This window comes from Bradyrhizobium sp. JHI2711 (genome assembly GCF_056156565.1).
The window spans coordinates 204,424-227,122 of the sequence record NZ_JBPZPT010000002.1 but is presented as its reverse complement, the minus strand read 5'-3'; the positions used below and the strand labels follow the sequence as shown (position 1 = coordinate 227,122).

Genomic DNA, 22,699 nt, shown 5'->3' with positions numbered 1-22,699 from the left:
ATCACTTCTGTGACGTCAGTTGCCGTGCCTGGACGCCGTAACGGATTACGTTCACGCCGCCCGGGCGCTTGATCGCCTGGTCCTCGGGCGTGCCGTCGACTGCGTTGGCATCGACGATGCTGCGCAGCGCGAGTGTCAGAGTGCCGCCCTGCCGTGCGGCCGAAAGCGTGGCGATCTGGTCGGGCCGCAGCTCGAGCGTGACGGTCTTGCCGACCACCGCGTTCTGGCCCTCCTTTTCCTTCGGGGCCTGGTCGATCGCGAGCACGCGGATGTTGGTGAGAATGACCTCGGACAGGATGAGGTCGTTGCCGCCGGTCGGGCCGTTGGTGTTGCCGCCGTCCGGATTCTTCAGCCGGCGGGTCAGGACGATGTCGACGCGGTCATTCGGCAGGATGAAGCCGCCGGCGCCGGTTTCGGCTGAAATCTCGGTGGAGACGGCACGCATCCCGGACGGCAGGATCGCGGCCATGAAGCCGGAGCCTTCGGCCTTGACCAGCTTCTGCTCGCGGATCGGCTCGCCCTGCATCAACGGCACGCGCGCGATCGAGCCCGCGATCTGGGTCGGTGCCTCGGGCCTGCTGTCGCGGCGGATGAAGGCGCTGCTGGCGGTTGCCGCGGGCCAGGCCTGCCATTGCAGGTCCTCGGGCTTGACGGCCTGGCCGAGCTGGATGTCGTTCTTGGCGATAAGGACCTCGACCGTCGGCAGCTTCTCGGCGACGGGCAGGACGGCCGCGGGCGGATTCTGATAGCCGCTCGCCAGATATGCAGCGACGCCGCCGGCGCCGAGAGCGATGACGAGAACGACAATGCGTGCGGTATTCATACGCTTCTACTCTTACGCGGGGCACTCGAACCGCACCTGGCGTGTTCCCCCGCATCGATGAGTAGGCAGCAAAAGTATAAGGGGTGTTGCGAGGCCGAACGTGATCGCCGGCCGCGATGCTGGTTTTCGGCAGATGGTGAACGCGGCGTTATTGGGTCGGCCAACAGCCCCGTAGTTTCACCTACGCGGGCACGTACGTTCGCACGGCGCGCGCGGCGTCATGGTGAATACGTCGTTAGCATCCCGGACTTCGCTAACGCTCCATCCGGGCTGCGCGCAGAGCTCTACTTCTTCCGCTTCGCTTCGATCACGTCCCAGATCTTCGCCGCGACATCCGGGCCGCCGAGCCGTGCGATGGCGCGGATGCCGGTCGGTGAGGTCACGTTGATCTCGGTGAGATTGCCGTTGATGACGTCGATGCCGACGAACAGCAGGCCGCGCTCGCGCAGCGCCGGGCCGACCGTGGCGCAGATCTCGCGCTCGCGCGGGGTGAGCTCCGTCTCCTGCGCCGCGCCGCCGCGCACCATGTTGGAGCGGAGGTCGTCGGCGGCCGGCACGCGGTTCACCGCGCCGGCGAACTCGCCGTCGACCAAGATGATGCGCTTGTCGCCGTGCTTCACCTCGGGGATGAATTGCTGGATCACCCAGGGCTCCCTGAACGTCACCGAGAACATGTCGAACAGCGAGCCGAAATTCATGTCCTGCGGCATCACGCGGAATACCGCCGCGCCGCCATGGCCGTGCAGCGGCTTCATGACCACCGCGCCGTACTTGTCGCGGAACGCGTTGATCTCATCGAGGTCGCGCGAGATCAGCGTCGGCGGCATCAGCTGCGGAAAATTCATCACGAACAGCTTTTCCGGCGCGTTGCGCACCGAGGCGGGATCGTTGACGACCAGCGTCTTCGGATGGATGCGCTCCAGGAAATGCGTCGAGGTGATGTAGGCGAGGTCGAACGGCGGATCCTGGCGGAGCAGCACCACGTCGAACCCGTTCAGCGCCTCGCGCCTGGGCTCGCCGAGGGTGAAATGGTCGCCTGGCTCGTCGCGCACGGTCAGGAGCTGAACCGGCGCGACCAGCTCCTCGCCGACCATCGAGAGCTTGTCGGGGGTGTAATAGGACAGGCCATGGCCGCGCTTCTGCGCCTCCAAGAGCAGCGCGAAGGTGGAATCGCCCTTGATGTTGATGCGGGCGATGGGGTCCATCTGGACGGCGACGTTCAGTTTCATGGGCTGCCTTTCAGGTCGAGGCGTCGAATGCCGCCAACACATGGCGCGGAAGCGAGCGCGGCGCAATCAGCATGGCGTCGAATCGCAATTCGAATTCGGCATGCTCGGGATGCGCTGCGAGCCAGCCTTGGGCGGCGTCGATGATGCGCTGCTGCTGGCGCGGCGTCACGGCGAAAGCGGCCTCGTCCAGCGTGGCGCGGGCCTTGACCTCGACGAAGGCGATCAGGTTGCGGCGCCGCGCCACGATGTCGATCTCGCCATGCGGGGTGCGGTAACGTTTGGCGAGAATGCGGTAGCCCTTGGCCATGAGGTAGGCGGCGGCGCGGCTCTCCGCGGAAATACCGGTCTGGAACGCCGCGACGCGCTCGGGCGACGCGACCTTCGGTTCCGCAGGAATCTCAGTCTTCGCCATCGCTGCCCCGCGAGTCCTTTGCGAGCTCGAGCGCGCGGGCATAGACCTCGCGGCGCGGACGGCCCGACAACGCGACCGCGTGCGCCACGGCATCCTTGACGCTGTGCGCGGCAAGCTGCTCGCGCAACAGACTATCGAGCGCGTCCGATGTCAGAACCTCGGCGTCGGCCGCGGGCGGAGCGATCACCAGCACGAATTCGCCGCGTGTCTCCAGCGTTGCAGCCTCGCGCGCCAGCTCGCTCAGCGTTGCGCGCGAAATCTCCTCATGCAGCTTGGTCAGCTCGCGGCAGATCGCGGCCTCGCGCGGCCCCATGATCTCGGCGAGATCGGCCAGCGTATCCTGCACGCGGTTGCCTGACTCGAACATCACCAGCGTCGCGTCAATGCGGGCGAGCTCGGTGAGACGGCTGCGCCGCGCGGCTGATTTCGCCGGCAAGAAGCCTTCGAAGAAGAAGCGGTCGGTCGGCAGCGCGGCGACCGACAGCGCGGCCAGCACCGAGGACGGGCCGGGCAGCGCATACACCGCATGGCCGGCGGCGCAGACCTCGCGCACCAGCTTGAAGCCGGGATCGGAGATCAGCGGCGTGCCGGCGTCCGACACCAGCGCGACCGAGCCGCCTTGCCCGAGGGCTTCGAGGATTTTGGGACGCGCGGCCTCCGCATTGTGCTCGTGATATGGCTTGAGCTGGGCCGTGATCGCATAGCGCTCGGTCAGGCGGCGCGTGATGCGGGTGTCCTCGCACGCGATGACATCGACGCCGGCGAGGGTCTGCAGCGCCCGCAGGGTGATGTCGCCGAGATTGCCGATCGGGGTCGCGACCAGATGGAGGCCCGGCGCGGCCTTCGGCGCCGCGAGCCGATGGGCATCGATGGAGAAACCGCGCGAGGCGGCGTCTTGAGCTTCAGGCGTATTTATCGGGGCCGGCTTTGCGCGCATAATGGAGCCAACTTAGGCACGATCGCTAAGGCTGGGAACCGGCTCGCCGAAAAAGACGTGCCCAAAGATCGTATCCAGGTGAGGGGCGAGGAACGGACGGGAATGTGATCGGTCGAGATCGCGCCGGGAGGCAATAGGGGCCCTCGCGCCATATTCGCGACGGAAACGCCGCCTTGATAAGTGAATGAGTGACGGCGAAGACCTGCCGGGACGGGATTGCGGCCGCGTTAAGCGGTTGTTATCCTTTTGTTTTGGTTAACTATTTGCCGACACACTGCCTGAATCCGCGGCCCCCCGTCGCGGAAAGCAATGTCGTGATCGGCCGGCGAACGGCGGGTCGGAAGAGAAGCTGCCATGGTCGGCCCGCGTCATCCAAAGTCTCACCCTCCGGGGCCCCGATCGCCAGGGGCGACCCGGCGGACTGCGCTCGGCCTGTTGCTCGGTGCGCCCGTGCTGTCGGCCTGCGCCGGCGTGCAGCAAAGCCTCAGCCAGTTCTCCAACCCGTTCTCGAGCTCCGCACCGCCCGCCCAGCCGGCAGGCCCGCAGCAGCAGGCGACGACCGCCGGCACCGGCGGCGTGAAGGTCGGCCTGATCCTGCCGCTCTCCGCAGCCGGCAATGCCGGGCTCGCCGCGCAATCGATGCGCAACGCCGCTGAGATGGCGCTGGCCGAGTTCCAGAACCCGAACATCCAGCTCCTGATCAAGGACGACAATGGCAGCCCGCAAGGCGCGCAGGCCGGCGCGCAGCAGGCGGTCGACGAGGGTGCCGAGATCATCCTCGGGCCGCTGTTCGCGCAATCGGTGCCGGCGGTGGCGCAGGTCGCGCGCACGCGCGGCATTTCCGTCATCGCCTTCTCGACCGATTCCAGCATCGCCGGACGCGGCGTCTATCTGCTCTCGTTCCTGCCGGAGTCCGACGTCAACCGCATCGTCGAATATTCCGCCGGCATCGGAAAGCGCTCCTTCGCCGTGCTGGTGCCCGACAACGCCTATGGCAATGTCGTCGAGGCCGCGGTGAAGGCGGCGGTGCCGCGGCGCGGCGGGCGCATCGTTGCGTTCGAGAAATACGGTGCCGATCGCGCCACGCCCGCGCGCACCGTGGCGCAGCAGCTCGGCAGTGCCGACGCGCTGTTCATTGCCGATGACGGCGATGCCGTCGTGTCAGTGGCGGATGCGATGACGGCCGCGGGCGCGAACCTGCGCAACATCCAGCTGCTCGGCACCGGCCTGTGGGACAATCCGCGCGTCTATGCCAGCGCCGCGCTGCAGGGCGGCCTTTACGCCGCGCCCGATCCGGCCGGCTTCCGCGCCTTCTCCGGCCGCTACCGCACGAAATACGGCGCCGAGCCGATCCGCACCGCGACCCTTTCCTATGACGCGGTCGCGCTCGTTGCCGCGCTGGCGCGCACGCAAGGCGGCCAGCGCTTCTCCTCCGACGTGCTCACCAACCCTTCAGGCTTCGCCGGCATCGACGGCCTGTTCCGCTTCCGTGCTGATGGCACGAATGAACGCGGACTTGCCGTGATGAAGGTGACGCAAGGCGGCGGCGTTGCGGTGGCGGGCTCGCCGAAGAGCTTTGGGGCGTAATGGTTTCGTAGCCCGGATGGAGCGCAGCGTAATCCGGGTTCTGTCCACGCGGTGAGACCGTCCCGGATTGCGCTACGCTCCATCCGGGCTACGAGATCCGCTAAGCCGCCAGATCCGCGACCACGGCATCCAGCACCGGAAAACCGCTGCTGGTCACGCGCAGCCGTCCCGTCGCATCCACGGTGATCGCGCCTTCCTCGCGCAAGAGCGCGATGCGGCGGGGGTCGAGCGGGCGGCCGGCGAGGGCCTTGTAGCGCTCGGGATCGATGCCTTCGGCGAGACGCAAACCCATCAGCAGGAATTCGTCGGCGCGCTCCTCGCTGTTGAGGAGCTCGTCGCTGACGACGCCGTCGCCGTTGGTCTCGACCCGCATCAGCCAGGCCTCGGGACGTTCCTCGGTGGCGGTGGCGTGCCTGATCCCGTCGATGTCGAGACGGCCATGTGCGCCCGGGCCGATGCCGGCATATTCCTCGCCGCGCCAGTACACCAGATTGTGCCGGCATTCGGCGCCGCGCCGCGCGTGATTGGAGATCTCGTAGGCGGGCAGCCCGAGCTTGTCGCAGGTCTCCTGCGTGACGTCGTAGAGCGCGCGGGCGACCGCTTCGTCCGGCGTCTTCAGCTTGCCGGCCTGGTGCAGGCCGAAGAAGGGCGTGCCTTCCTCGATCGTCAATTGATAGAGCGACAGATGCTCGGCCGCTTCATCGATGGCGTGCCGCAGCTCGCCCGCCCACATCGCCGGCGTCTGGTCGGGGCGGGCGTAGATCAGGTCGAACGAATAGCGGTCGAACGCGCGGCGCGCGATGGCGACGGCATCGAGCGCTTCGCGCGCGCTGTGCATGCGGCCGAGCGCTTTGAGCGAGGCGTCATCGAGCGCCTGCACGCCGAGCGAGACGCGGTTGACGCCGGCGATGCGATAACCGGCAAAGCGCGTGGCTTCGACGCTGGTCGGGTTCGCTTCTAGAGTCACCTCGACGTCGCCCGCGACGGACCAGTGCTTGCCGATCGCGTCTAACACCGCGCCGACGGTGGCGGGCTGCATCAGTGACGGCGTGCCACCGCCGAGGAAGATCGACGTGACCTCGCGGCCGGGCGCGCGCTCGGCGGTCGTTGCGATCTCACGCGCGAAGGCGGCGGCGAAGCGCGTCTCGTCGATCGCGGCGTGGCGGACGTGGCTGTTGAAGTCGCAATAGGGGCACTTCGACAGGCAGAACGGCCAGTGCACATAGACGCCAAACGCATCCTTGTTAGCGCGGCTCAAGGCAGATCTCCGCCAGTTTCCGAAAAGCGCGGGCGCGGTGCGACAGGCCGAGCCCAAGCGGCGGCAGGCCGTGCTTCTCGATGCTGGTCATCTCGCCGAAGGTGCGGCTGTGCCCGTCCGGCAGGAACATCGGGTCGTAGCCGAAGCCGGCTGTGCCGCGCGGTGGCCAGATCAGCGTGCCGTCGACGCGCGCCTCGACCTCCTCGCGATGATCGTCGGGCCAGGCCACACAAAGCGCCGAGACGAAGTGGGCTTTGCGCTTGTCCGGCGTGGTGGCGCCGCGCTCCTGCAGCAGGCGCTCGATCTGCGCCATCGCCGCGTTGAAATCCTTGGTCGGGCCGGCCCAGCGCGCGCTGTAGATTCCCGGCGCGCCATCGAGCGCATCGACCACGATGCCGGAATCGTCGGCGAAGGAGGGCAGCTTGGTCGCCTCCGCCGCGGCGATCGCCTTGATCGCGGCGTTGCTGCGGAAATCGTTGCCGGTTTCCTCGGGCTCGTCTAGGCCGAGCTCGCCGGCCGACACCGCCTCGATCCCGTACGGCGCGAGCAGCTCCCTCATCTCGGCGAGCTTGCCGGGATTGTGGGTGGCGATGACGAGCTTGTCGGTGATTCGGCGGTGCATGGGCCTATTGACTACGCCACGGCCAGTTTCTGCAAGTCCACCAGACGCGCAATGCCCTTCTGCGCCAGGGCGATCAGCTTCAGGAACTCGTCCTGCGTGAACGGCTCGCGTTCCGCGGTGCCCTGCACCTCGATGATGCGGCCATCGCCGGTCATGACGAAATTGGCGTCGGTCTCGGCTTCCGAATCCTCGGCATAGTCGAGATCGAGCACCGGCGTGCCGTTGTAGATGCCGCAGGAGATCGCGGCGACGTTGTCGCGCATCACGTTGGCCTTCACCATGTTGCGCGCCTTCATCCAGTTGAGGCAATCGGCAAGCGCGACCCAGGCGCCGGTGATCGAGGCCGTGCGCGTGCCGCCGTCGGCCTGGAGCACGTCGCAATCGACCGTGATCTGGCGCTCGCCGAGAGCTTCGAGATCGACGATGGTGCGAAGCGAGCGGCCGATCAGGCGTTGGATCTCGACCGTGCGGCCGCTCTGCTTGCCGGCGGAGGCCTCGCGGCGGGTGCGTTCGGAGGTCGCGCGCGGCAGCATGCCGTATTCGGCGGTGACCCAGCCGCGGCCCTGCCCCTTCAGCCACGGCGGCAGGCGGTCCTCAAGCGTGGCGGTGACCAGCACATGGGTGTCGCCGAATTTAACGAGGCACGAGCCTTCCGCATATTTGACCACGCCGCGCTCCAGCGTCACGGGGCGCAATTCGTCGGGCGCACGGCGGCTTGGCCGCATGGGAAATCTCCAAAACTCACGGGAATAGGCTGTTCGCGGTGCTTGTAGGTGGGGCGGGGGTGGGCGGCAAGGGCTTATTCACCCCCTGACCGTCGGCCTGCAAACGCCACGCTTGTCAGACGCGGTCCGGATGGACAAATTATAAGGATCCGAGAGGAGTTACCGTCTGTGGCCCATCACGATCCGATCCATCTGATCGCGCCGCGCGCAGGCCTTGCCCAGCTCAACGAGCGTTCCCGCGACATCTTTCGTCAAATTGTCGAAAGCTATCTCGCGACCGGTGAGCCGGTCGGCTCGCGCAACATTTCCCGCCTGATTGCGATGCCGCTGTCGCCGGCATCTGTGCGCAACGTCATGGCCGATTTGGAACAGCTCGGCCTGATCTATGCCCCGCACACCTCCGCCGGCCGGCTGCCGACGGAACTGGGCCTGCGCTTCTTCGTCGATGCCCTGATGCAGGTCGGCGACCTCAACGAGGCCGAGCGGCAGGCGATCCAGAGCCAGCTCTCGTCCGTCGGCGAGGCGCAATCGGTCGAGGCGGCGCTGGACCAGGCCTTGATGCGGCTCTCCGGTCTGACCCGGGCCGCCGCCGTCGTGCTGACGCCGAAATCCAATGCGCGGCTGAAGCACATCGAATTCGTCCGCCTGGAACCGGAAAAAGCGCTGGTGATCCTGGTCGGCGAAGACGGCCAGGTTGAAAACCGCGTGTTGACGCTGCCGCCCGGAGTTCCCTCTTCGGCGCTGACAGAGGCCGGCAATTTCCTCAATGCGCGGATCCGCGGCCGGACCTTGGCCGAAGCGCGGCTCGAGCTCGAGACCGCACTCGGCGAGGCCCGTGCCGAGCTCGATCAGCTGACACAGAAAGTGATCTCGGCCGGCATTGCCAGCTGGTCCGGCGGCGAGAGCGAGGACCGTCAGCTCATCGTCCGCGGCCACGCCAATCTGCTCGAAGATCTGCACGCGCTGGAGGATCTGGAGCGGGTTCGCCTGTTGTTCGACGACCTCGAGACCAAGCGCGGCGTGATCGATCTGCTCGGCCGGGCCGAGACCGCCGAAGGCGTGCGCATCTTCATCGGCAGTGAGAACAAGCTGTTCTCGCTGTCGGGGTCCTCCACCATCATCTCGCCCTATCGGGATGCCGCCGGCCACATCGTCGGCGTTCTCGGCGTGATCGGCCCGACGCGGCTGAATTATGCCCGCGTGATCCCGACCGTGGACTACGCCGCCCGCATCGTCAGCCGCCTGTTGGGGGGCTGACCGGCCTTTCTGCCGATCACGGGCGCTTGATTTTCGCGGGCTTAAGCACGATATCCGGGCCAACATCCCTGAAACGAGTTCGAGATCAGAGCCGATGACCGAGCAAGACCGGCAACCCCAAGACACGACTGCAGCGACCGGCGAGCCCGTGGTGTCGAAACCCTACATCATGCCCGACGATCCCGAGCCGGGTTCGGTCGAAACTCTGCAAAAGGAAGCGGCTGAAGCGCGCGACCGCATGCTGCGGACGCTGGCCGAGATGGAGAATTTGCGCAAGCGCACCGCAAAGGAAGTCGCCGACGCCCGCCTCTACGGCATCACCGGCTTCGCGCGCGACGTGCTCGACATCGCCGACAATCTCCAGCGCGCACTCGATGCCGTTCCGGCGGAGGCGCGTGCTGCGGCTGATCCCGGCCTGGTCTCGTTGATCGAGGGCGTCGAGCTCACGGAGCGCGCGCTGCTCAACGCGCTGGAAAAACACGGCGTGAAGAAGCTGGATCCTCAGGGCCAGAAGTTCGACCCGAACTTCCACCAGGCAATGTACGAAGTGCCTGACGCGTCGGTGCCGTCGGGCACCGTGGTGCAGATCATGCAGGCCGGCTACACCATCGGTGACCGCGTGCTGCGCCCGGCGCTGGTCGGCGTCGCCAAGGGCGGCGCGAAGACTGCGCCCGCGGCGAACAACAACGAATCGAGCAGCGCGGCGAACTGAGTGTTGGCGTCATTCCGGGGCTCGACGAAGTCGAGAACCCGGTATCCATTGAACAGCAGAGACAACCGCACAATGGATTCTCAGGTGCGCAAATTGCGCACCATAGCTCGCGCTGAAGCGCGCCCCGGAATGACGGAAGGATAGCGCGCCGCCTACGCGCTCACCGCGATATCCGCAGACTGAATCCGCTTCACGCCCGCCTTGGCCATGTCGGCCCAGGCCTTGGCGAGCGAGCCCTGCGTGTCGATGCCGCGGCAGGCGTCTTCCACCACATAGACCTCGAAGCCCGCCTTGCGCCCGTCGAGCGCGGTCCAGGCGACGCAGAAGTCTGTCGCAAGACCAGCGACGAAGACGCGCTTGATCTTGCGGCCCCTCAGGTAGCCGGCGAGCCCGGTCGAGGTCTTGCCGTCGGCCTCGAGGAAGGCCGAATAGCTGTCGACGTTCTTGTGAAATCCCTTGCGGATGATGAGCTCGGCGTGCGGGATCGACAGGTCCTTCGACAGCGCCGCGCCCTCGGTGCCCTGCACGCAATGGTCCGGCCACAGCACCTGCTTGCCGTAGGGCAGGTCGACCGTTTCGAACGGCTTCTTGCCGGAATGAACCGACGCAAACGAAACGTGGCCCGGCGTGTGCCAGTCCTGCGTCAGCACCACATTCGCAAATGCCTTCGAGATCTTATTGATGACCGGCACCACCTGCTCGCCTTCCTTCACCGCGAGGCTCCCGCCGGGCAGGAAGCAGTTCTGCACGTCGATCACGAGCAGCGCGGACGCTTCGTCCGGCTTGATCGGTGCGGCCGCGAACAGCGCGCTTGGCGCGAGCGTCGCCAGCGCCGTCGTTCCAAGCATTGCCAAGACCTGTCGCCGAACCAGCATGTCTACCTCCCCTCCAGGATGATCCAACGGGAGGAAGCCTAGTTCCGTTCGTATACGAACAGAAGCCTGAAAATGCAGCGGGTTCTGTCCAGCGCGTGGGCTGACAAAGCCCATAGCGCCGTCATCCCCGGGCGCGCAAAGCGCGAACCCGGGATCCATAACCACAGGGAGAAGTTGGGCGAAGGTTCTTCGTGAAACTGCGACCAACCACGATTAGCGCCGGCTTCGCCCTACCCCTTCGGCTGAATCCCGTCGCGTACGGTGCGGAAGCGGGTGAAGGCGGCTTGCCATTGGTCACGCGGGGCGCTGGCGATGATGCGCAATGATGCGCCGCCGCTCGAGAAGCGGATCCACTGCACCACCGTCACCGGGACCTTGTCCTTGCCGCTGACGCCGTCGATCCGGGTCTCGAAGCCTTGCTGGCCGTTGATGCGGATCGGCTCGGACATGGTGATGCGCGACTCGCGCACGCCGGGAATCTGGAGCGCCGCCTCCCGGGCGAAGCGGGCGCGGTCGTCGGCGGCTTGCGGGGTGGCGCCGATCAGGCCGAGGATCATGAACGGCCTCGCCTCGTAGCCCACGCTCTCATCGCCGTCGGCCAGGATGATGCTCGAGCCCGGTGCCAGGGTCTTGATGTCCTTGAAGTCGGCGAGATCGGTGATCTTGAACGGCAGCAGCGCGATCTGCTCCTCGGCCGAGACCTGCCTGCGGGTGGTGGCGCTCGCGAACATCTGTCGCACCGCCTCGTCCGTGTAGATCTTGGTCGCATTCTCCGGGATCTGTACCGCGACATAGCCGGAGAAGCCGGCGCCGGGCACGATCATCGAATACCGCTTCACCGGGGTATCGCCGGCCTTGCCGCTTTCGGTGGTGAAATAGGCAAGGCCAGCGGGGGTCTCGACCTTGTCCTGCTTGACGCCGCCGGTCCCCCCGGGATTGGAATTGAAGGCGCTCACGACCTCGCCATAGGCGGCCGGCGGCAGCTCGGTGACCAGCACCTTGACGTTGCCGTCCTCGCTCTCGAAGCCCGGAAAGGTCTTGGCCGTGCTGAGGCCGATCAGCGGCACCATGCCGAGACGCAAGCCGGGTGGGAAAACGACGTCGGCGGCGAAGGCCGGAAGCGCTGTTACGGCGAGGAGGGCGAGCGCGGCGAGGGGGCGGATCAGCTTCATGGCCACTCTGATTGGTTCACATTGAGGCCGTTCGATGGTCGGCCACGGGGCCGCTTTGTCGCGCGAAGCAGCTGCGCCGGCTGTGCGGTCGGTCCGCCTTTTAGCCGGTTTGGCCTCGCCGCAACAGGGCGGGCGGGCTTGCGGGTGCGGGGGCTTGCCGACGCCCGGACCTGTTAATAATTCCTCACCCGCAAGGGCGGTTGAGCCCGGATATCACCTTCCAAAACCGGATGTTTTAGCGGCAGAAACCTAGCTTCGGTCCTTGCGGGCCCCTCCCCCCCTCCTATATGAGCCTCAATCATCGCAATATCGCGGATGTTTGATCTTAGGGGGTTTCGGTTCGGGTGCCTCTTGGGCCCAGCCAACCTGCCGCAAAAAGAAGGATATCAGGACCATGGGAAAGGTCATTGGGATCGACCTCGGCACCACGAATTCGTGCGTCGCCGTGATGGATGGCAAGAACGCCAAAGTCATCGAGAATTCCGAAGGCATGCGCACGACGCCTTCGATCGTCGCCGTCACGGATGACGGTGAGCGCCTCGTCGGCCAGCCGGCCAAGCGCCAGGCCGTCACCAATCCCGAGCGCACCTTCTTCGCAGTGAAGCGCCTCATCGGCCGCCGCTACGACGACCCGATGGTCGAGAAGGACAAGAAGCTCGTTCCCTACAAGATCGTGAAGGCTTCCAACGGCGACGCCTGGGTCGAGGCCGACGGCCAGACCTACTCACCCTCGCAGGTCTCGGCTTTCATCCTGCAGAAGATGAAGGAGACCGCGGAAGCCCATCTCGGCCAGAAGGTCGAGCAGGCCGTCATCACCGTTCCCGCCTACTTCAACGACGCTCAGCGCCAGGCGACCAAGGACGCCGGCAAGATCGCGGGGCTCGAAGTGCTGCGCATCATCAACGAGCCGACCGCGGCCGCGCTCGCCTATGGCCTCGACAAGACCAAGGCCGGCACCATCGCGGTGTATGACCTCGGCGGCGGTACGTTCGATATCTCCATTCTCGAAATCGGCGACGGCGTGTTCGAGGTGAAGTCGACCAACGGCGACACCTTCCTCGGCGGCGAAGATTTCGACATGCGCCTCGTCGGTTATCTCGCCGACGAGTTCCAGAAGGAGCAGGGCATCAACCTGCGCAACGACAAGCTCGCGCTGCAGCGCCTGAAGGAAGCCGCTGAAAAGGCCAAGATCGAGCTGTCCTCGACGACGCAGACCGAGATCAACCTGCCCTTCATCACCGCGGACCAGACCGGCCCGAAGCATCTGACGATGAAGCTCACCCGCGCCAAGTTCGAGGCGCTGGTCGACGACCTCATCCAGAAGACCGTCGAGCCCTGCCGCAAGGCGCTGAAGGACGCCGGCGTCACCGCCGGTGAGATCGGCGAGGTCGTGCTGGTCGGCGGCATGTCGCGCATGCCGAAGGTCCAGGAAGTCGTGAAGCAGCTGTTCGGCAAGGAGCCGCACAAGGGTGTCAACCCGGACGAAGTCGTGGCGATCGGCGCTGCGATCCAGGCCGGCGTGCTCCAGGGCGACGTCAAGGACGTGCTGCTGCTCGACGTCACCCCGCTGTCGCTGGGCATCGAGACGCTGGGCGGCGTGTTCACCCGCATCATCGACCGCAACACCACGATCCCGACCAAGAAGAGCCAGGTGTTTTCGACGGCTGAGGACAACCAGAATGCCGTCACCATCCGCGTCTTCCAGGGCGAGCGTGAAATGGCGGCCGACAACAAGATGCTTGGTCAGTTCGACCTGATGGGCATTCCGCCGGCGCCCCGCGGCATGCCGCAGATCGAGGTGACCTTCGACATCGACGCCAACGGCATCGTCAACGTCTCGGCCAAGGACAAGGCCACGGGCAAGGAGCAGCAGATCCGCATCCAGGCCTCCGGCGGTCTGTCGGAAGCCGACATCGAGAAGATGGTCAAGGACGCCGAGGCCAATGCCGAGGCGGACAAGAAGCGCCGCGAGGCCGTCACCGCCAAGAACGAGGCGGATGGCCTGGTGCATTCGACCGAGAAGGCTTTGGCCGAGCACGGCTCGAAGGTTGCCGAGAGCGAGCGCCGCGCCATCGAGGATGCCGTCAGCGACCTCAAGGAAGCGCTGAAGGGCGACGATGCCGAGGCGATCAAGGCCAAGACCCAGACGCTGGCGCAGGCTTCGATGAAGCTCGGCGAGGCCATGTACAAGCAGCAGGCCGAGGCCGACGCCAAGAAGGATGCGGCCAAGGACGACGTCGTCGACGCGGAATTCACCGAGGTCGACGACGACAAGAACAACAAGAAGTCCGCTTAAGCCCCGAGAGGGTGACGATGCGGACGGCTTGGACCCCACACACGCTACCGGCCTCCTCCCTCGCGGGGGAGGCCGTCGTGTCGGGACGGACGGGCCAGGACTCCTTTCAAGGCTCCTTCAAAGTCGGCCCCGTTACGATCGATCAATTCCCAGCCGTTATTCTCAGCGCTGCCAGGCTGCCCTCTGCTGCAAGGTCGAAGGGCGCTCATTCCGCCGCATGTCAGCGTTGTTCCGCGCCAACTTGAATCGCGATTGGATAGACCGAGCTCATCATGTCCACGTCCACCAAGCGCTGCTATTACGAGACCCTCGAAGTCGAACGCGACGCCGACGAAGGCAAGCTGAAATCGTCGTTCCGCAAGCTGGCGATGAAATTCCATCCCGACCGCAACCCCGGGGATGAGACCAGCGAAGTCAAGTTCAAGGAAATCAACGAGGCTTACGAGGTCCTGAAGGACAAGGACAAGCGCGCCGCCTATGACCGTTACGGCCACGCCGCGTTCGAGCAGGGCGGCGGCTTCGGCGGTGGCGCCGGTTTCGGTGCCGGCTTCGCCTCCTCTTTCTCCGACATCTTCGAGGACCTGTTCGGCATGGCCGGGCAGCGCGGCCGCGGTGGCCGCGAGCGCGGCGCCGATCTGCGCTACAATATGGAAATCACCCTCGAGGAAGCCTTTGGCGGCAAGACCGCGCAGATCGAGATTCCGGTCTCGGTCACCTGCGAGGCCTGCTCGGGCATCGGTGCCAAGGCCGGCACCAAGCCGAAGACCTGCTCGACCTGCGGCGGCGCCGGCCGCGTGCGGCAGTCGCAGGGCTTCTTCACGCTGGAGCGGACCTGCCCGGGCTGTCAGGGCCGCGGCCAGATGATCGAAGACGCCTGCCCGTCCTGCGCGGGACAAGGGCGGGTCACCCGGGAGCGGACGCTCTCGGTCAACATTCCCCAAGGCGTCGAGGACGGCACACGGATCAGGCTCGCCGGCGAGGGCGAGGCGGGGGTCCGCGGCGGACCGCCCGGCGACCTCTACATTTTCCTCTCGCTGGCCCAGCACCAGTTCTTCCAGCGTGACGGCGCCGACCTGCATTGCCGCGTGCCGATCTCGATGGTGACCGCCGCGCTCGGCGGCGAATTCGAGGTGCCGACCATCGACAAGGGCAAGACCAAGGTGAAGGTGCCCGCCGGCACCCAGTCGGGCCGCCGATTCCGCATTGCATCAAAGGGTATGCCGGTGCTGCGGTCGCGCCAGATGGGCGACATGTACGTTCAGGTCATGGTCGAGACCCCGCAGAACCTGACCAAGAAGCAGCAGGAATTGCTGGCCGAGTTCGAGAAGCTCTCCTCCGGCAACACCCAGCCGGAAGCCGAGGGCTTCTTCGCCAAGGTCAAGGATTTCTTCGGCAATCGGGCGAACTGACGCGTCTTGACCGTATCGCCTCCGGCCTATACGTCTTTATGACCATTTTCTGACAAGCCGCGGTCCTGCGGTTCCGTCCGGTCCCGACATGCCATTGCCATCGTCCGCGCGTGCGTTGAAGAAGCCTCGTCTCGATGACGAGGTGCGCTTTCTCAGGTCGTGGATCGAAAAGCCCTTGCACATGGGCGCGGTGATGCCGTCCGGCAAGCTGCTGGCGCGGACCATGGCTCATTATGTCGATCCCGATTCCGACGCACCGGTGGTCGAGCTCGGACCCGGCACCGGCGCCATCACGTCCGCGCTGATCGAGCGCGGGGTCGACCAGAAACGTCTCGTTCTCGTCGAATACAATCCCGGCTTCTGCGCGCTGCTGCGCGACCGCTACCCGCAAGCCAAGGTGGTGCAGGGCGATGCCTACCGCCTGCGCGACACGCTCTGGAATGTCTTGAGCGCGCCGGCCAGCGCGGTCGTGTCCGGCCTGCCGCTCGTCACCAAACCGATGCTGACGCGGCTGCGGCTCATCCGCGATGCCTTCACCGCGCTCGCGCCCGGTGCGCCCTTCATCCAGTTCACCTATGCGGTGGTGCCGCCGATCCCGAAATCGCTATCCGGCGTGTCCACAGAGGCCTCGGAACGGATCTGGATGAACCTTCCGCCGGCCCGCGTCTGGGTGTATCGCAAGCATTAAATCCGCCGGCTCCTCTTTGCGCGGCGGGCTCGTTTCGCCGAATGCATGAGATTGGATGCCAGCCCCCAAGATCCTGATCATTCCCGGCTCGCTGCGCACCGGCTCGCACAATGCGAAGCTGGCGGCTGTGGCTGCTTACGAATTCGTCCAGGCCGGCGTCGACGTCACCCGCATCTCGCTCGCCGATTTTCCGCTGCCGATCTATGACGGCGATCTCCAGGCCAAATCGGGCGTGCCCAAGCACGCGATCAATCTGAAGCGCATGATCGGCGCGCATCACGGTGTCCTCATCGTCTCGCCCGAATACAACGCCTCGGTGCCGCCGCTCCTGAAGAACGCGATCGACTGGGTCAGCCGCGTGCACGAGCTGCACGAGGCGCGCGGAGAGGTGTTCCGCAACCGGGTCTTCGCGCTTGCCGGCGCGTCCCAGAGCCGGTTAGGTGCCGCCCGCGCGCTGCAGGCGCTGCGGCTGATCCTCTCCGCCTGCCACGCCAACGTGATTGCCAGCCAGCTCACGCTCGCCTTTGCCGACCAGGCCTATGACGATAGGGACAGGCTGAAGAACGAGGGCGATATCGCCGCGCTGAAGGAGCTGGTGACGCAGTTGATCGACGTTTCCCAACGCATGATGTGAGGTGACATGACGCCAGCCGAGATCGCCCCGAAGGACCGCCTGATCGTTGCGCTCGATCTGCCGAGCGTTGATGCCGCGGAGGCGATGATCGCGAAGCTCGGCGACAGCGTCACGTTCTACAAGATCGGCTATCAACTCGCTTATGCCGGCGGCCTGCCGCTGATCGGCAAGCTCGCTGATGCGGGCAAGAAGGTGTTCGCCGATCTCAAGATGCACGACATCGGCAATACGGTCGCGCGCGGCACCGAGAGTGTCGCCAAATTGGGCGCGACCTTCGTCACCGTTCACGCCTATCCGCAGACCATGAAGGGCGCCGTCGAAGGCCGCGGCAGGGCCAGCCTGAAGATCCTCGCCGTGACGGTGCTGACGTCCTACGACGACGACGATTTGCATGCGGCCGGTTATCGGCTCAGCGTGTCGGAGCTGGTCGAGGCGCGTGCGCAGCAGGCGCAGGTGCTCGGTGTCGATGGCCTCGTGTCCTCGCCGGAGGAGGTGGGTAGCCTGCGCAAGATCGTCGGCCACCAGATGAGCCTCGTCACCCCCGGCATTCGTCCGGCCGGCGCCGCCAGCGGCGACCAGAAGCGCATCATGACGCCTAGCCGTGCGATCGCCGCCGGCGCGGATTATCTGGTCGTCGGGCGCCCGGTTGTGGAAGCCGCCGATCCGAAGGCGGTCGCCGACGCCATCCACACCGAGATCGCGCAAGCTCTCGGGTAATCCATCAACAACAGGGAGAGAACAATGGCAAAAGGCTACTGGATCGGTCGTGTCGACGTCAGCAATGACGAGGGCTATAAGCCCTACGCCATCGCCAACGGCCCGATCTTCAAGAAATGGGGCGGCCGCTTCGTCGTCCGCGCCGGCAAGTTCACCACCGTCGAAGGCGCCAGCCGCAACCGCAACGTCGTGATCGAATTCCCTGACTACGAGACCGCGCTCGCCTGCTACAACTCGCCGGAATACCAGGCCAACATCAAGGTGCGCCAGCCGCACTCGATCGCCGACCTCATCGTCATCGAAGGCTACGACGGCCCGCAGCCGCAGGACGGCTGAGGCTCTCGTTCTTACCCTCCCCTGGAGGGGGAGGGTCGGCATGCGATCGAGCGAAGCGAGATTGCATGACGGGGTGGGGTGATCTCTCCACTCGGGCACCGTCCGTCGCGGAGAGACCGTCACCCCACCCCGCCCGCGCTGCGCGCGATCGACCCTCCCCCTCCAGGGGAGGGTAAAGGCACGCATCGCCCTCTTGGGCCTCGGTTGCCGGAACTGCCTCCCCCCGCTACAACGGCCTCGAAGAGGATCACACCATGTCCGACATGCGCTTGATTGTTGCGGGAGCCGGCGGCCGGATGGGCCGGGCGCTGGTGCGGGCGATTGCTGAAAGCGAGGGCGCCGTGCTGGCCGGCGCGCTGGAGGCGCCGGGCTCCCAGCTGCTCGGCAAGGATGCCGGCGTGCTCGCCGGCCTGCCCGCCAACGGCATCAAGCTCTCCGCCGATCTCTGGGCGATGTGCAAGGAGGCCGACGGCATCCTCGATTTCACAGTGCCTGCGGCGACCATCGCCAATGTCGCGATCGCCGCCGAGCGCGGCCTCGTGCACGTCGTCGGCACGACCGGCCTGTCCGGCTCGGACAATGCCGTGATCAAGAGCGTCACCAATCGCGCCGTGGTGGTGCAGTCGGGCAATATGAGTCTTGGCGTCAATCTGCTCGCCGCCGTGGTCAAGCGCGTTGCCAAGGCGCTCGACCAGAGTTTTGATATCGAGATCGTCGAGACCCATCACCGTATGAAGGTCGATGCGCCTTCGGGCACCGCGCTGATGCTGGGCCAGGCCGCAGCGAGCGGCCGCGGGGTTACTCTCGATGACCATTCCGAACGCGGCCGTGACGGCATCACCGGCGCCCGTCGGCCGGGCAATATCGGTTTCGCCTCCTTGCGCGGCGGCACCGTGGCCGGCGACCACAGCGTCACCTTCCTCGGCCCGTTCGAGCGCCTGACGCTGTCGCATCAGGCCGAGGACCGCATGCTGTTCGCCCATGGTGCGCTCAAGGCCGCGCTGTGGGCGCACGGCAAGAAGCCGGGGCACTACACCATGGCCGACGTGCTCGGCCTCGACGATATCTGATCCAATCAAGCAACGGAAAGCAGTCAATGAGCGAACGCCTTCTCGTGCTCGTGCGCCACGGCCAGAGCGAATGGAATCTGAAGAACCTGTTCACGGGCTGGAAGGACCCTGACCTCACCGAGCTCGGCGTGAAGGAAGCCAAAGAAGCCGGCCGCAAGCTGAAGGCACAGGGCCTGGTGTTCGACGTCGCCTACACCTCGGTGCTGACGCGCGCGCAGCACACGCTCGATCTCATCCTCGCTGAGCTCGGCCAGGAGGGTCTGCCGACTTCGAAGGACCTCGCGCTCAACGAGCGCGACTACGGTGATCTCTCCGGTCTCAACAAGGACGACGCCCGCAAGAAATGGGGCGAGGAGCAGGTGCTGATCTGGCGCCGCTCCTACGACGTGCCGCCGCCCGGCGGCGAAAGCCTGAAGGACACGCTCGCGCGCGCGTTGCCGTACTACGTGCAGGAGATCCTGCCCGGTGTGCTCAACGGCAAGCGCACGCTGGTTGCCGCCCACGGCAACTCGCTGCGCGCGCTGATCATGGTGCTGGAGAAGCTCTCGCCCGAAGGCATTTTGAAGCGCGAGCTCGCCACCGGCGTGCCGATCATCTACCGCCTCAACGCGGATTCGACCGTGGCCTCGAAGCTGGATCTGGCGGGGTAGACTTTGCCGCAAGCGCGGTGCCGTAGGGTGGGTTAGACGGCGACTGCGCAAAGCGCAGTCGCTGGCGTAACCCACCACTTCTGTTCTGCGGAAACCAGAGAGGTGGGTTACGCTGCGCTAACCCACCCTACGAAATCCTACTGCATCTTGCCTACTGCAGCCCCAGCTGCCCGGCCTCCCAGCCCAGCATCGCCTGCTTGCGGGTGATGCCCCAATGATAGCCGGTGAGCGTGCCGCTCTTGCCGAGTGCGCGATGGCAGGGCACGACGAAGGAGACCGGGTTCTTGCCGACGGCGGCACCGACGGCGCGTGAAGCCTTGGGATTCCTGATGTTGCAGGCGATGTCGGAATAGGACACTGCGCGGCCCATCGGAATCTTCAAGAGCGTCTCCCACACCCGCACTTCGAAATCGGTGCCGATCAGCACCACGCGCAGCGGCTGATCCGGCCGCCACAATTTTGGATCGAAGATGCGCGCGGCGAGCGGCGCGGTGCCTTCGTGATCTTCCACATAGGTGGCGTTCGGCCAGCGCCGCGTCATGTCGGCGAGCGCGATCTTCTCCTCGCCGTGATCGGCGAAGGCGAGGCCCGACAGGCCGCGATCGGTGGCGATCACGATCGCGGTGCCGAACGGCGAGGAATGGAAGCCGTAGCGCAGGGTGAGGCCGGCACCGCCGTTCTTCCATTCGCCCGGCGACATCGCTTCATGGGTGACGAAGAGGTCGTGCAGCCGGCCCGGCCCGGACAGGCCGGAGTCGAGCGCCGCGTCAAGGATGCTGGCGGAATCCCTGAGCAGGTTCTTGGCGTGGTCGAGGGTGAGTGCCTGCATGAAAGCCTTCGGCGTGATCGAAGCCCAGCGGCGGAACAGATGGTGCAGCTCATCCGGCGTGACGCCAGCGGCATCCGCCATCGCCTCGATGGTCGGTTGCGCGCGCCAGTTCGCCGAGATGAAGGCGATCGCCCGCCGCACCGAATCATAGTCGCGCAACGCGGCGTTCTGGGTGCCCGGCCTGGCCAGGCGCTGGTCATGTATCGCAAGGGTCATCATGACCGGAAATGTAGGGGAGGGACTGGCGCGAAACCACCCGATTTCCGACTGTGCTCAGGTCGCCGGATGATAGGTCGGGCCACGCCGCGCGGCGTTGAGAGCCCCCACCAAGGCATTGTAAAAGCTGGCCTTTTCTGCCGGCCCGAGAAAGCCCGCGATAAGCAGGCGGCGGCCGCGGGAGATCAGATAAAGGTGCTCGATGCCGTATTCCTCATCGACCTCCTGGTCGAGCCGGACCCAGAGCGGATTGAAGGTCCATTCGGCAACCTGGCCACGATGGCTGACGCGCCGCACCCGCAATTCCGACGGCGTCACCACGATTTCCTCGCTGGCCCGTGCGGCGCGAAAATTGACCTTGAAGGCCCACCAGATCACGAGCACGTCGAGACCGAAGAAGCCGAACACCGGCCAGGCGCCCATCATCAGGAAAGCGAGGCCCGTGACGAAGCCGACGGCGCTCAGGAACAGCATCACGGCGAGAAAGCCGGTGCGGTTCAGCGAGCGGTGCGGCGTCAGCAGCGCGGAGAAGATCTGAGGCTCGTCCTCGCTCTCAGATTGCGTCCGCGCAATTTCGTTGCCAGTGCTCATCGTCCATCAGTATATCCCGATCATGGCGAAAATCACCCGCAAGCCGGTCCCGCGCAAAGCGGCGGTGCCGAAGAAAACGGCAAGACCGGTCGCGACCAAGCCGAGAGCACCCGCGAAGAAATCACTCAAAGCCACAAAGCCGTGGACGCCGGCCGAGGTCCACGAGGTCTTCAGCCGCTTCCGCAAGGCCAATCCGGAGCCCAAGGGCGAGCTCGAGCACGTCAACCCGTTCACGCTGCTGGTCGCGGTGGTGCTGTCGGCACAGGCGACCGATGCCGGCGTCAACAAGGCGACGCGTGCGCTGTTCGGGGTTGCCGACACCCCGCAGAAGATGCTCGATCTCGGCGAGGAGCGCTTGCGCGAGTACATCAAGACGATCGGCCTCTACCGCACCAAGGCCAGGAACGTGATCTCGCTGTCGGCCAAGCTGCTCAGTGAATTCGGCGGCGAGGTGCCGCGCACGCGGGCCGAGATCGAGTCGTTGCCCGGCGCAGGTCGCAAGACCGCCAACGTCGTGCTCAACATGGCCTTCGGCGAGCACACGATGGCAGTCGACACCCACGTCTTCCGCGTCGGCAATCGCACGGGCCTAGCGCCCGGCAAGACGCCGCTCGAGGTCGAGCTCGGCCTCGAAAAAGTGATCCCGGCCGAGTTCATGCTGCACGCGCATCATTGGCTGATCCTGCACGGCCGTTATACGTGCATCGCGCGCAAGCCACGCTGCGAAGTCTGCCTGATCAACGATCTCTGCCGCTGGCCGGAGAAGACGGTGTGAGGCAGCGCTGCCTCGGCGCCGCTATCGCACCTGCCGCGCCGGCTCGATCAACTCGGGCCGCGGGCCTGACAGGCGCTTGTGCATGTGGACCATGAAGGCCATGCCGAAGATCGGCGTCGCCAGATTGACGATCGGGATCGAGACGAAGGCGGCGATGAACAGGCCGGCGGTGAAGATGGTCGCGGCATTGTCGCGCCGCATCGCCTTGGCCTCCTCCGGCGGGCGGAAGCGCATCGCGGCGAGCTCGAAATATTCGCGGCCAAGCAGCCAGGCGGCGGCGAGGAAGAAGATCAGGAAACCGGCGCCGGCGAACAGCACCAGCGGCAGAGCGGCGAGATAGACCAGGATGGCCACGAGCGCGGTCTTGATGCCCTCGAGCATCGCCCGGCTGAACGGCAGTGCCGCGCCCGGCCGCTCGGCCGGATAATGCTCGCGCTCGACGATGTCGGCGACGTCGTCGACGAACAGGCTCGCCACCAGCGAGGTGATCGCCGGCATCAGGAAGATGCCGCCGAACACGACGCCGAGACCCGTCACGATCGAGACGATCCAGGAGAGAACCTCGATCGAAGAATGCCAGCCCGGCCCGAGCAGGCCTTCCAGCCACACCTCGCCGGAGGTCGCAAACCAGCTGAGCAGCCGCTGCAAGCCGATCGCCAGCACGGTGATCAGCACCAACGCGAGCCCGATCGACCGCCACAGGATCGAGCGCATCGGCGGCGAGATCAATTGCGACAGCGCCTTAATGGCGGCATCCAGCATGGGGGACCCTCTGAGGTAGACACTGCGCGAGAGGTAGACACCGGATGCGGCTTCGGCAAGGGCGGTGGGCCGTCTCCCCTTGTCGGTGAAGGTGGCGCGATTTCTTCTTTACCCTCC

24 protein-coding genes are annotated in these 22,699 nt (G+C 65.9%); 12 read left to right on the top strand and 12 right to left on the bottom strand.

The features are described 5' to 3' along the window. Window position 1 precedes the first annotated feature (1 nt). The 4 genes from cpaB to rsmI all read right to left on the bottom strand — a co-directional run bounded on the left by cpaB (window position 2) and on the right by rsmI (window position 3,401). Entirely contained in the window at window positions 2–823 is an 822-nt protein-coding gene (gene cpaB, locus ACTEK7_RS13600) for a Flp pilus assembly protein CpaB (protein WP_036024324.1), read from the bottom strand. A gap of 284 nt (window positions 824–1,107) precedes the next feature. Beyond that, entirely contained in the window at window positions 1,108–2,052 is a 945-nt protein-coding gene (gshB, locus tag ACTEK7_RS13595) for a glutathione synthase (RefSeq protein WP_036024326.1), read from the bottom strand. A gap of 10 nt (window positions 2,053–2,062) precedes the next feature. After that, complete coding sequence (locus tag ACTEK7_RS13590; RefSeq protein ID WP_036003220.1) at window positions 2,063–2,464, bottom strand: YraN family protein; 402 nt, start codon at window positions 2,462–2,464, stop codon at window positions 2,063–2,065. Next, window positions 2,451–3,401: a 16S rRNA (cytidine(1402)-2'-O)-methyltransferase gene (gene rsmI, locus ACTEK7_RS13585; protein WP_057030544.1), complete on the bottom strand. Its 951-nt coding sequence runs from the start codon at window positions 3,399–3,401 to the stop codon at window positions 2,451–2,453. Before rsmI ends, ACTEK7_RS13590 begins: the two co-directional genes overlap by 14 nt. A gap of 354 nt (window positions 3,402–3,755) precedes the next feature. Between rsmI and ACTEK7_RS13580 the strand changes: the two genes are divergently transcribed. Next, on the top strand, window positions 3,756–4,988 hold the full coding sequence (locus ACTEK7_RS13580; RefSeq protein WP_225148190.1) for a penicillin-binding protein activator: 1,233 nt from the start codon (window positions 3,756–3,758) through the stop codon (window positions 4,986–4,988). Between the two features lie 100 nt (window positions 4,989–5,088). Here the strand turns inward: ACTEK7_RS13580 and hemW are convergent, their stop codons facing one another. The 3 genes from hemW to rph are packed head-to-tail and all read right to left on the bottom strand — an operon-like array spanning window position 5,089 to window position 7,593. Further along, window positions 5,089–6,246, bottom strand: coding sequence for a radical SAM family heme chaperone HemW (gene hemW / locus ACTEK7_RS13575; RefSeq protein WP_225148189.1), 1,158 nt, complete (start codon window positions 6,244–6,246; stop codon window positions 5,089–5,091). Next, entirely contained in the window at window positions 6,233–6,868 is a 636-nt protein-coding gene (rdgB, locus tag ACTEK7_RS13570; RefSeq protein WP_036003228.1) for an RdgB/HAM1 family non-canonical purine NTP pyrophosphatase, read from the bottom strand. The genes hemW and rdgB overlap by 14 nt, the downstream gene beginning before the upstream one ends. Before the next feature lie 11 nt (window positions 6,869–6,879). Further along, window positions 6,880–7,593: a ribonuclease PH gene (rph, locus tag ACTEK7_RS13565; RefSeq protein WP_036024340.1), complete on the bottom strand. Its 714-nt coding sequence runs from the start codon at window positions 7,591–7,593 to the stop codon at window positions 6,880–6,882. 168 nt (window positions 7,594–7,761) lie between these two features. Between rph and hrcA the strand changes: the two genes are divergently transcribed. Then, window positions 7,762–8,850 carry a heat-inducible transcriptional repressor HrcA gene (gene hrcA / locus ACTEK7_RS13560; protein ID WP_036003234.1) on the top strand — a complete coding sequence of 363 codons (1,089 nt, stop codon included), beginning with the start codon at window positions 7,762–7,764 and terminating at the stop codon, window positions 8,848–8,850. A gap of 94 nt (window positions 8,851–8,944) precedes the next feature. Beyond that, window positions 8,945–9,562 (top strand): nucleotide exchange factor GrpE, encoded by a 618-nt coding sequence (grpE, locus tag ACTEK7_RS13555; protein WP_036003237.1) that lies wholly within the window; start codon window positions 8,945–8,947, stop codon window positions 9,560–9,562. Window positions 9,563–9,714: 152 nt separating this feature from the next. Here grpE and pncA read toward each other — a convergent pair whose 3' ends face one another. Then, window positions 9,715–10,437: a bifunctional nicotinamidase/pyrazinamidase gene (gene pncA, locus ACTEK7_RS13550; RefSeq protein WP_036003240.1), complete on the bottom strand. Its 723-nt coding sequence runs from the start codon at window positions 10,435–10,437 to the stop codon at window positions 9,715–9,717. 230 nt (window positions 10,438–10,667) lie between these two features. Continuing rightward, window positions 10,668–11,609, bottom strand: a complete 942-nt coding sequence (locus tag ACTEK7_RS13545; protein WP_036003242.1) for a hypothetical protein — start codon at window positions 11,607–11,609, stop codon at window positions 10,668–10,670. A gap of 394 nt (window positions 11,610–12,003) precedes the next feature. Here ACTEK7_RS13545 and dnaK point away from each other — a divergent pair, with 394 nt between their 5' ends. From dnaK to ACTEK7_RS13505, 8 genes are all read left to right on the top strand, one after another. After that, entirely contained in the window at window positions 12,004–13,905 is a 1,902-nt protein-coding gene (gene dnaK, locus ACTEK7_RS13540; protein WP_036003245.1) for a molecular chaperone DnaK, read from the top strand. Window positions 13,906–14,177: 272 nt separating this feature from the next. Beyond that, complete coding sequence (gene dnaJ, locus ACTEK7_RS13535) at window positions 14,178–15,314, top strand: molecular chaperone DnaJ (protein WP_036024343.1); 1,137 nt, start codon at window positions 14,178–14,180, stop codon at window positions 15,312–15,314. A gap of 88 nt (window positions 15,315–15,402) precedes the next feature. After that, a complete protein-coding gene (locus ACTEK7_RS13530) occupies window positions 15,403–16,002 on the top strand; it encodes a class I SAM-dependent methyltransferase (RefSeq protein ID WP_036003251.1) in 600 nt (199 codons plus the stop codon). Window positions 16,003–16,057: 55 nt separating this feature from the next. Further along, window positions 16,058–16,636, top strand: coding sequence for an NADPH-dependent FMN reductase (locus ACTEK7_RS13525; RefSeq protein WP_036024345.1), 579 nt, complete (start codon window positions 16,058–16,060; stop codon window positions 16,634–16,636). A 6-nt stretch (window positions 16,637–16,642) separates the two neighbouring features. Next, window positions 16,643–17,353 (top strand): orotidine-5'-phosphate decarboxylase, encoded by a 711-nt coding sequence (pyrF, locus tag ACTEK7_RS13520; RefSeq protein ID WP_225135138.1) that lies wholly within the window; start codon window positions 16,643–16,645, stop codon window positions 17,351–17,353. Window positions 17,354–17,377: 24 nt separating this feature from the next. After that, window positions 17,378–17,689, top strand: a complete 312-nt coding sequence (locus ACTEK7_RS13515) for a DUF1330 domain-containing protein (RefSeq protein ID WP_036046075.1) — start codon at window positions 17,378–17,380, stop codon at window positions 17,687–17,689. Between the two features lie 254 nt (window positions 17,690–17,943). Further along, complete coding sequence (gene dapB / locus ACTEK7_RS13510) at window positions 17,944–18,759, top strand: 4-hydroxy-tetrahydrodipicolinate reductase (RefSeq protein WP_036046077.1); 816 nt, start codon at window positions 17,944–17,946, stop codon at window positions 18,757–18,759. A 26-nt stretch (window positions 18,760–18,785) separates the two neighbouring features. Continuing rightward, the gene (locus ACTEK7_RS13505; RefSeq protein WP_036003261.1) at window positions 18,786–19,409 is read left to right on the top strand and encodes a 2,3-bisphosphoglycerate-dependent phosphoglycerate mutase; all 624 of its coding nucleotides are present in this window, start codon (window positions 18,786–18,788) and stop codon (window positions 19,407–19,409) included. A gap of 151 nt (window positions 19,410–19,560) precedes the next feature. Here ACTEK7_RS13505 and ACTEK7_RS13500 read toward each other — a convergent pair whose 3' ends face one another. Then, entirely contained in the window at window positions 19,561–20,457 is an 897-nt protein-coding gene (locus ACTEK7_RS13500; protein ID WP_036024351.1) for a methylated-DNA--[protein]-cysteine S-methyltransferase, read from the bottom strand. 54 nt (window positions 20,458–20,511) lie between these two features. Beyond that, on the bottom strand, window positions 20,512–21,045 hold the full coding sequence (locus ACTEK7_RS13495; protein WP_225135140.1) for a DUF2244 domain-containing protein: 534 nt from the start codon (window positions 21,043–21,045) through the stop codon (window positions 20,512–20,514). 22 nt (window positions 21,046–21,067) lie between these two features. Here ACTEK7_RS13495 and nth point away from each other — a divergent pair, with 22 nt between their 5' ends. Beyond that, window positions 21,068–21,820: an endonuclease III gene (gene nth / locus ACTEK7_RS13490; RefSeq protein ID WP_225148382.1), complete on the top strand. Its 753-nt coding sequence runs from the start codon at window positions 21,068–21,070 to the stop codon at window positions 21,818–21,820. Between the two features lie 21 nt (window positions 21,821–21,841). On the opposite strand, the gene ACTEK7_RS13485 is transcribed toward nth, so the two are convergent. Beyond that, on the bottom strand, window positions 21,842–22,582 hold the full coding sequence (locus tag ACTEK7_RS13485) for a sulfate transporter family protein (protein ID WP_225148381.1): 741 nt from the start codon (window positions 22,580–22,582) through the stop codon (window positions 21,842–21,844). Window positions 22,583–22,699: the final 117 nt, after the last annotated feature.

Coding starts and splice junctions, on each gene's coding strand:
- ACTEK7_RS13545 (WP_036003242.1), bottom strand. CDS start 11,609: ATGAAGCTGATCCGCCCCCTCGCCGCGCTCGCCCTCCTCGCCGTAACA.
- dnaK (WP_036003245.1), top strand. CDS start 12,004: ATGGGAAAGGTCATTGGGATCGACCTCGGCACCACGAATTCGTGCGTC.
- ACTEK7_RS13580 (WP_225148190.1), top strand. CDS start 3,756: ATGGTCGGCCCGCGTCATCCAAAGTCTCACCCTCCGGGGCCCCGATCG.
- ACTEK7_RS13505 (WP_036003261.1), top strand. CDS start 18,786: ATGAGCGAACGCCTTCTCGTGCTCGTGCGCCACGGCCAGAGCGAATGG.
- nth (WP_225148382.1), top strand. CDS start 21,068: ATGGCGAAAATCACCCGCAAGCCGGTCCCGCGCAAAGCGGCGGTGCCG.
- pncA (WP_036003240.1), bottom strand. CDS start 10,437: ATGCTGGTTCGGCGACAGGTCTTGGCAATGCTTGGAACGACGGCGCTG.
- ACTEK7_RS13530 (WP_036003251.1), top strand. CDS start 15,403: ATGCCATTGCCATCGTCCGCGCGTGCGTTGAAGAAGCCTCGTCTCGAT.
- dnaJ (WP_036024343.1), top strand. CDS start 14,178: ATGTCCACGTCCACCAAGCGCTGCTATTACGAGACCCTCGAAGTCGAA.
- ACTEK7_RS13500 (WP_036024351.1), bottom strand. CDS start 20,457: ATGATGACCCTTGCGATACATGACCAGCGCCTGGCCAGGCCGGGCACC.
- gshB (WP_036024326.1), bottom strand. CDS start 2,052: ATGAAACTGAACGTCGCCGTCCAGATGGACCCCATCGCCCGCATCAAC.
- rdgB (WP_036003228.1), bottom strand. CDS start 6,868: ATGCACCGCCGAATCACCGACAAGCTCGTCATCGCCACCCACAATCCC.
- dapB (WP_036046077.1), top strand. CDS start 17,944: ATGTCCGACATGCGCTTGATTGTTGCGGGAGCCGGCGGCCGGATGGGC.
- ACTEK7_RS13515 (WP_036046075.1), top strand. CDS start 17,378: ATGGCAAAAGGCTACTGGATCGGTCGTGTCGACGTCAGCAATGACGAG.
- cpaB (WP_036024324.1), bottom strand. CDS start 823: ATGAATACCGCACGCATTGTCGTTCTCGTCATCGCTCTCGGCGCCGGC.
- pyrF (WP_225135138.1), top strand. CDS start 16,643: ATGACGCCAGCCGAGATCGCCCCGAAGGACCGCCTGATCGTTGCGCTC.
- rph (WP_036024340.1), bottom strand. CDS start 7,593: ATGCGGCCAAGCCGCCGTGCGCCCGACGAATTGCGCCCCGTGACGCTG.
- ACTEK7_RS13495 (WP_225135140.1), bottom strand. CDS start 21,045: ATGAGCACTGGCAACGAAATTGCGCGGACGCAATCTGAGAGCGAGGAC.
- ACTEK7_RS13590 (WP_036003220.1), bottom strand. CDS start 2,464: ATGGCGAAGACTGAGATTCCTGCGGAACCGAAGGTCGCGTCGCCCGAG.
- ACTEK7_RS13525 (WP_036024345.1), top strand. CDS start 16,058: ATGCCAGCCCCCAAGATCCTGATCATTCCCGGCTCGCTGCGCACCGGC.
- ACTEK7_RS13485 (WP_225148381.1), bottom strand. CDS start 22,582: ATGCTGGATGCCGCCATTAAGGCGCTGTCGCAATTGATCTCGCCGCCG.
- grpE (WP_036003237.1), top strand. CDS start 8,945: ATGACCGAGCAAGACCGGCAACCCCAAGACACGACTGCAGCGACCGGC.
- rsmI (WP_057030544.1), bottom strand. CDS start 3,401: ATGCGCGCAAAGCCGGCCCCGATAAATACGCCTGAAGCTCAAGACGCC.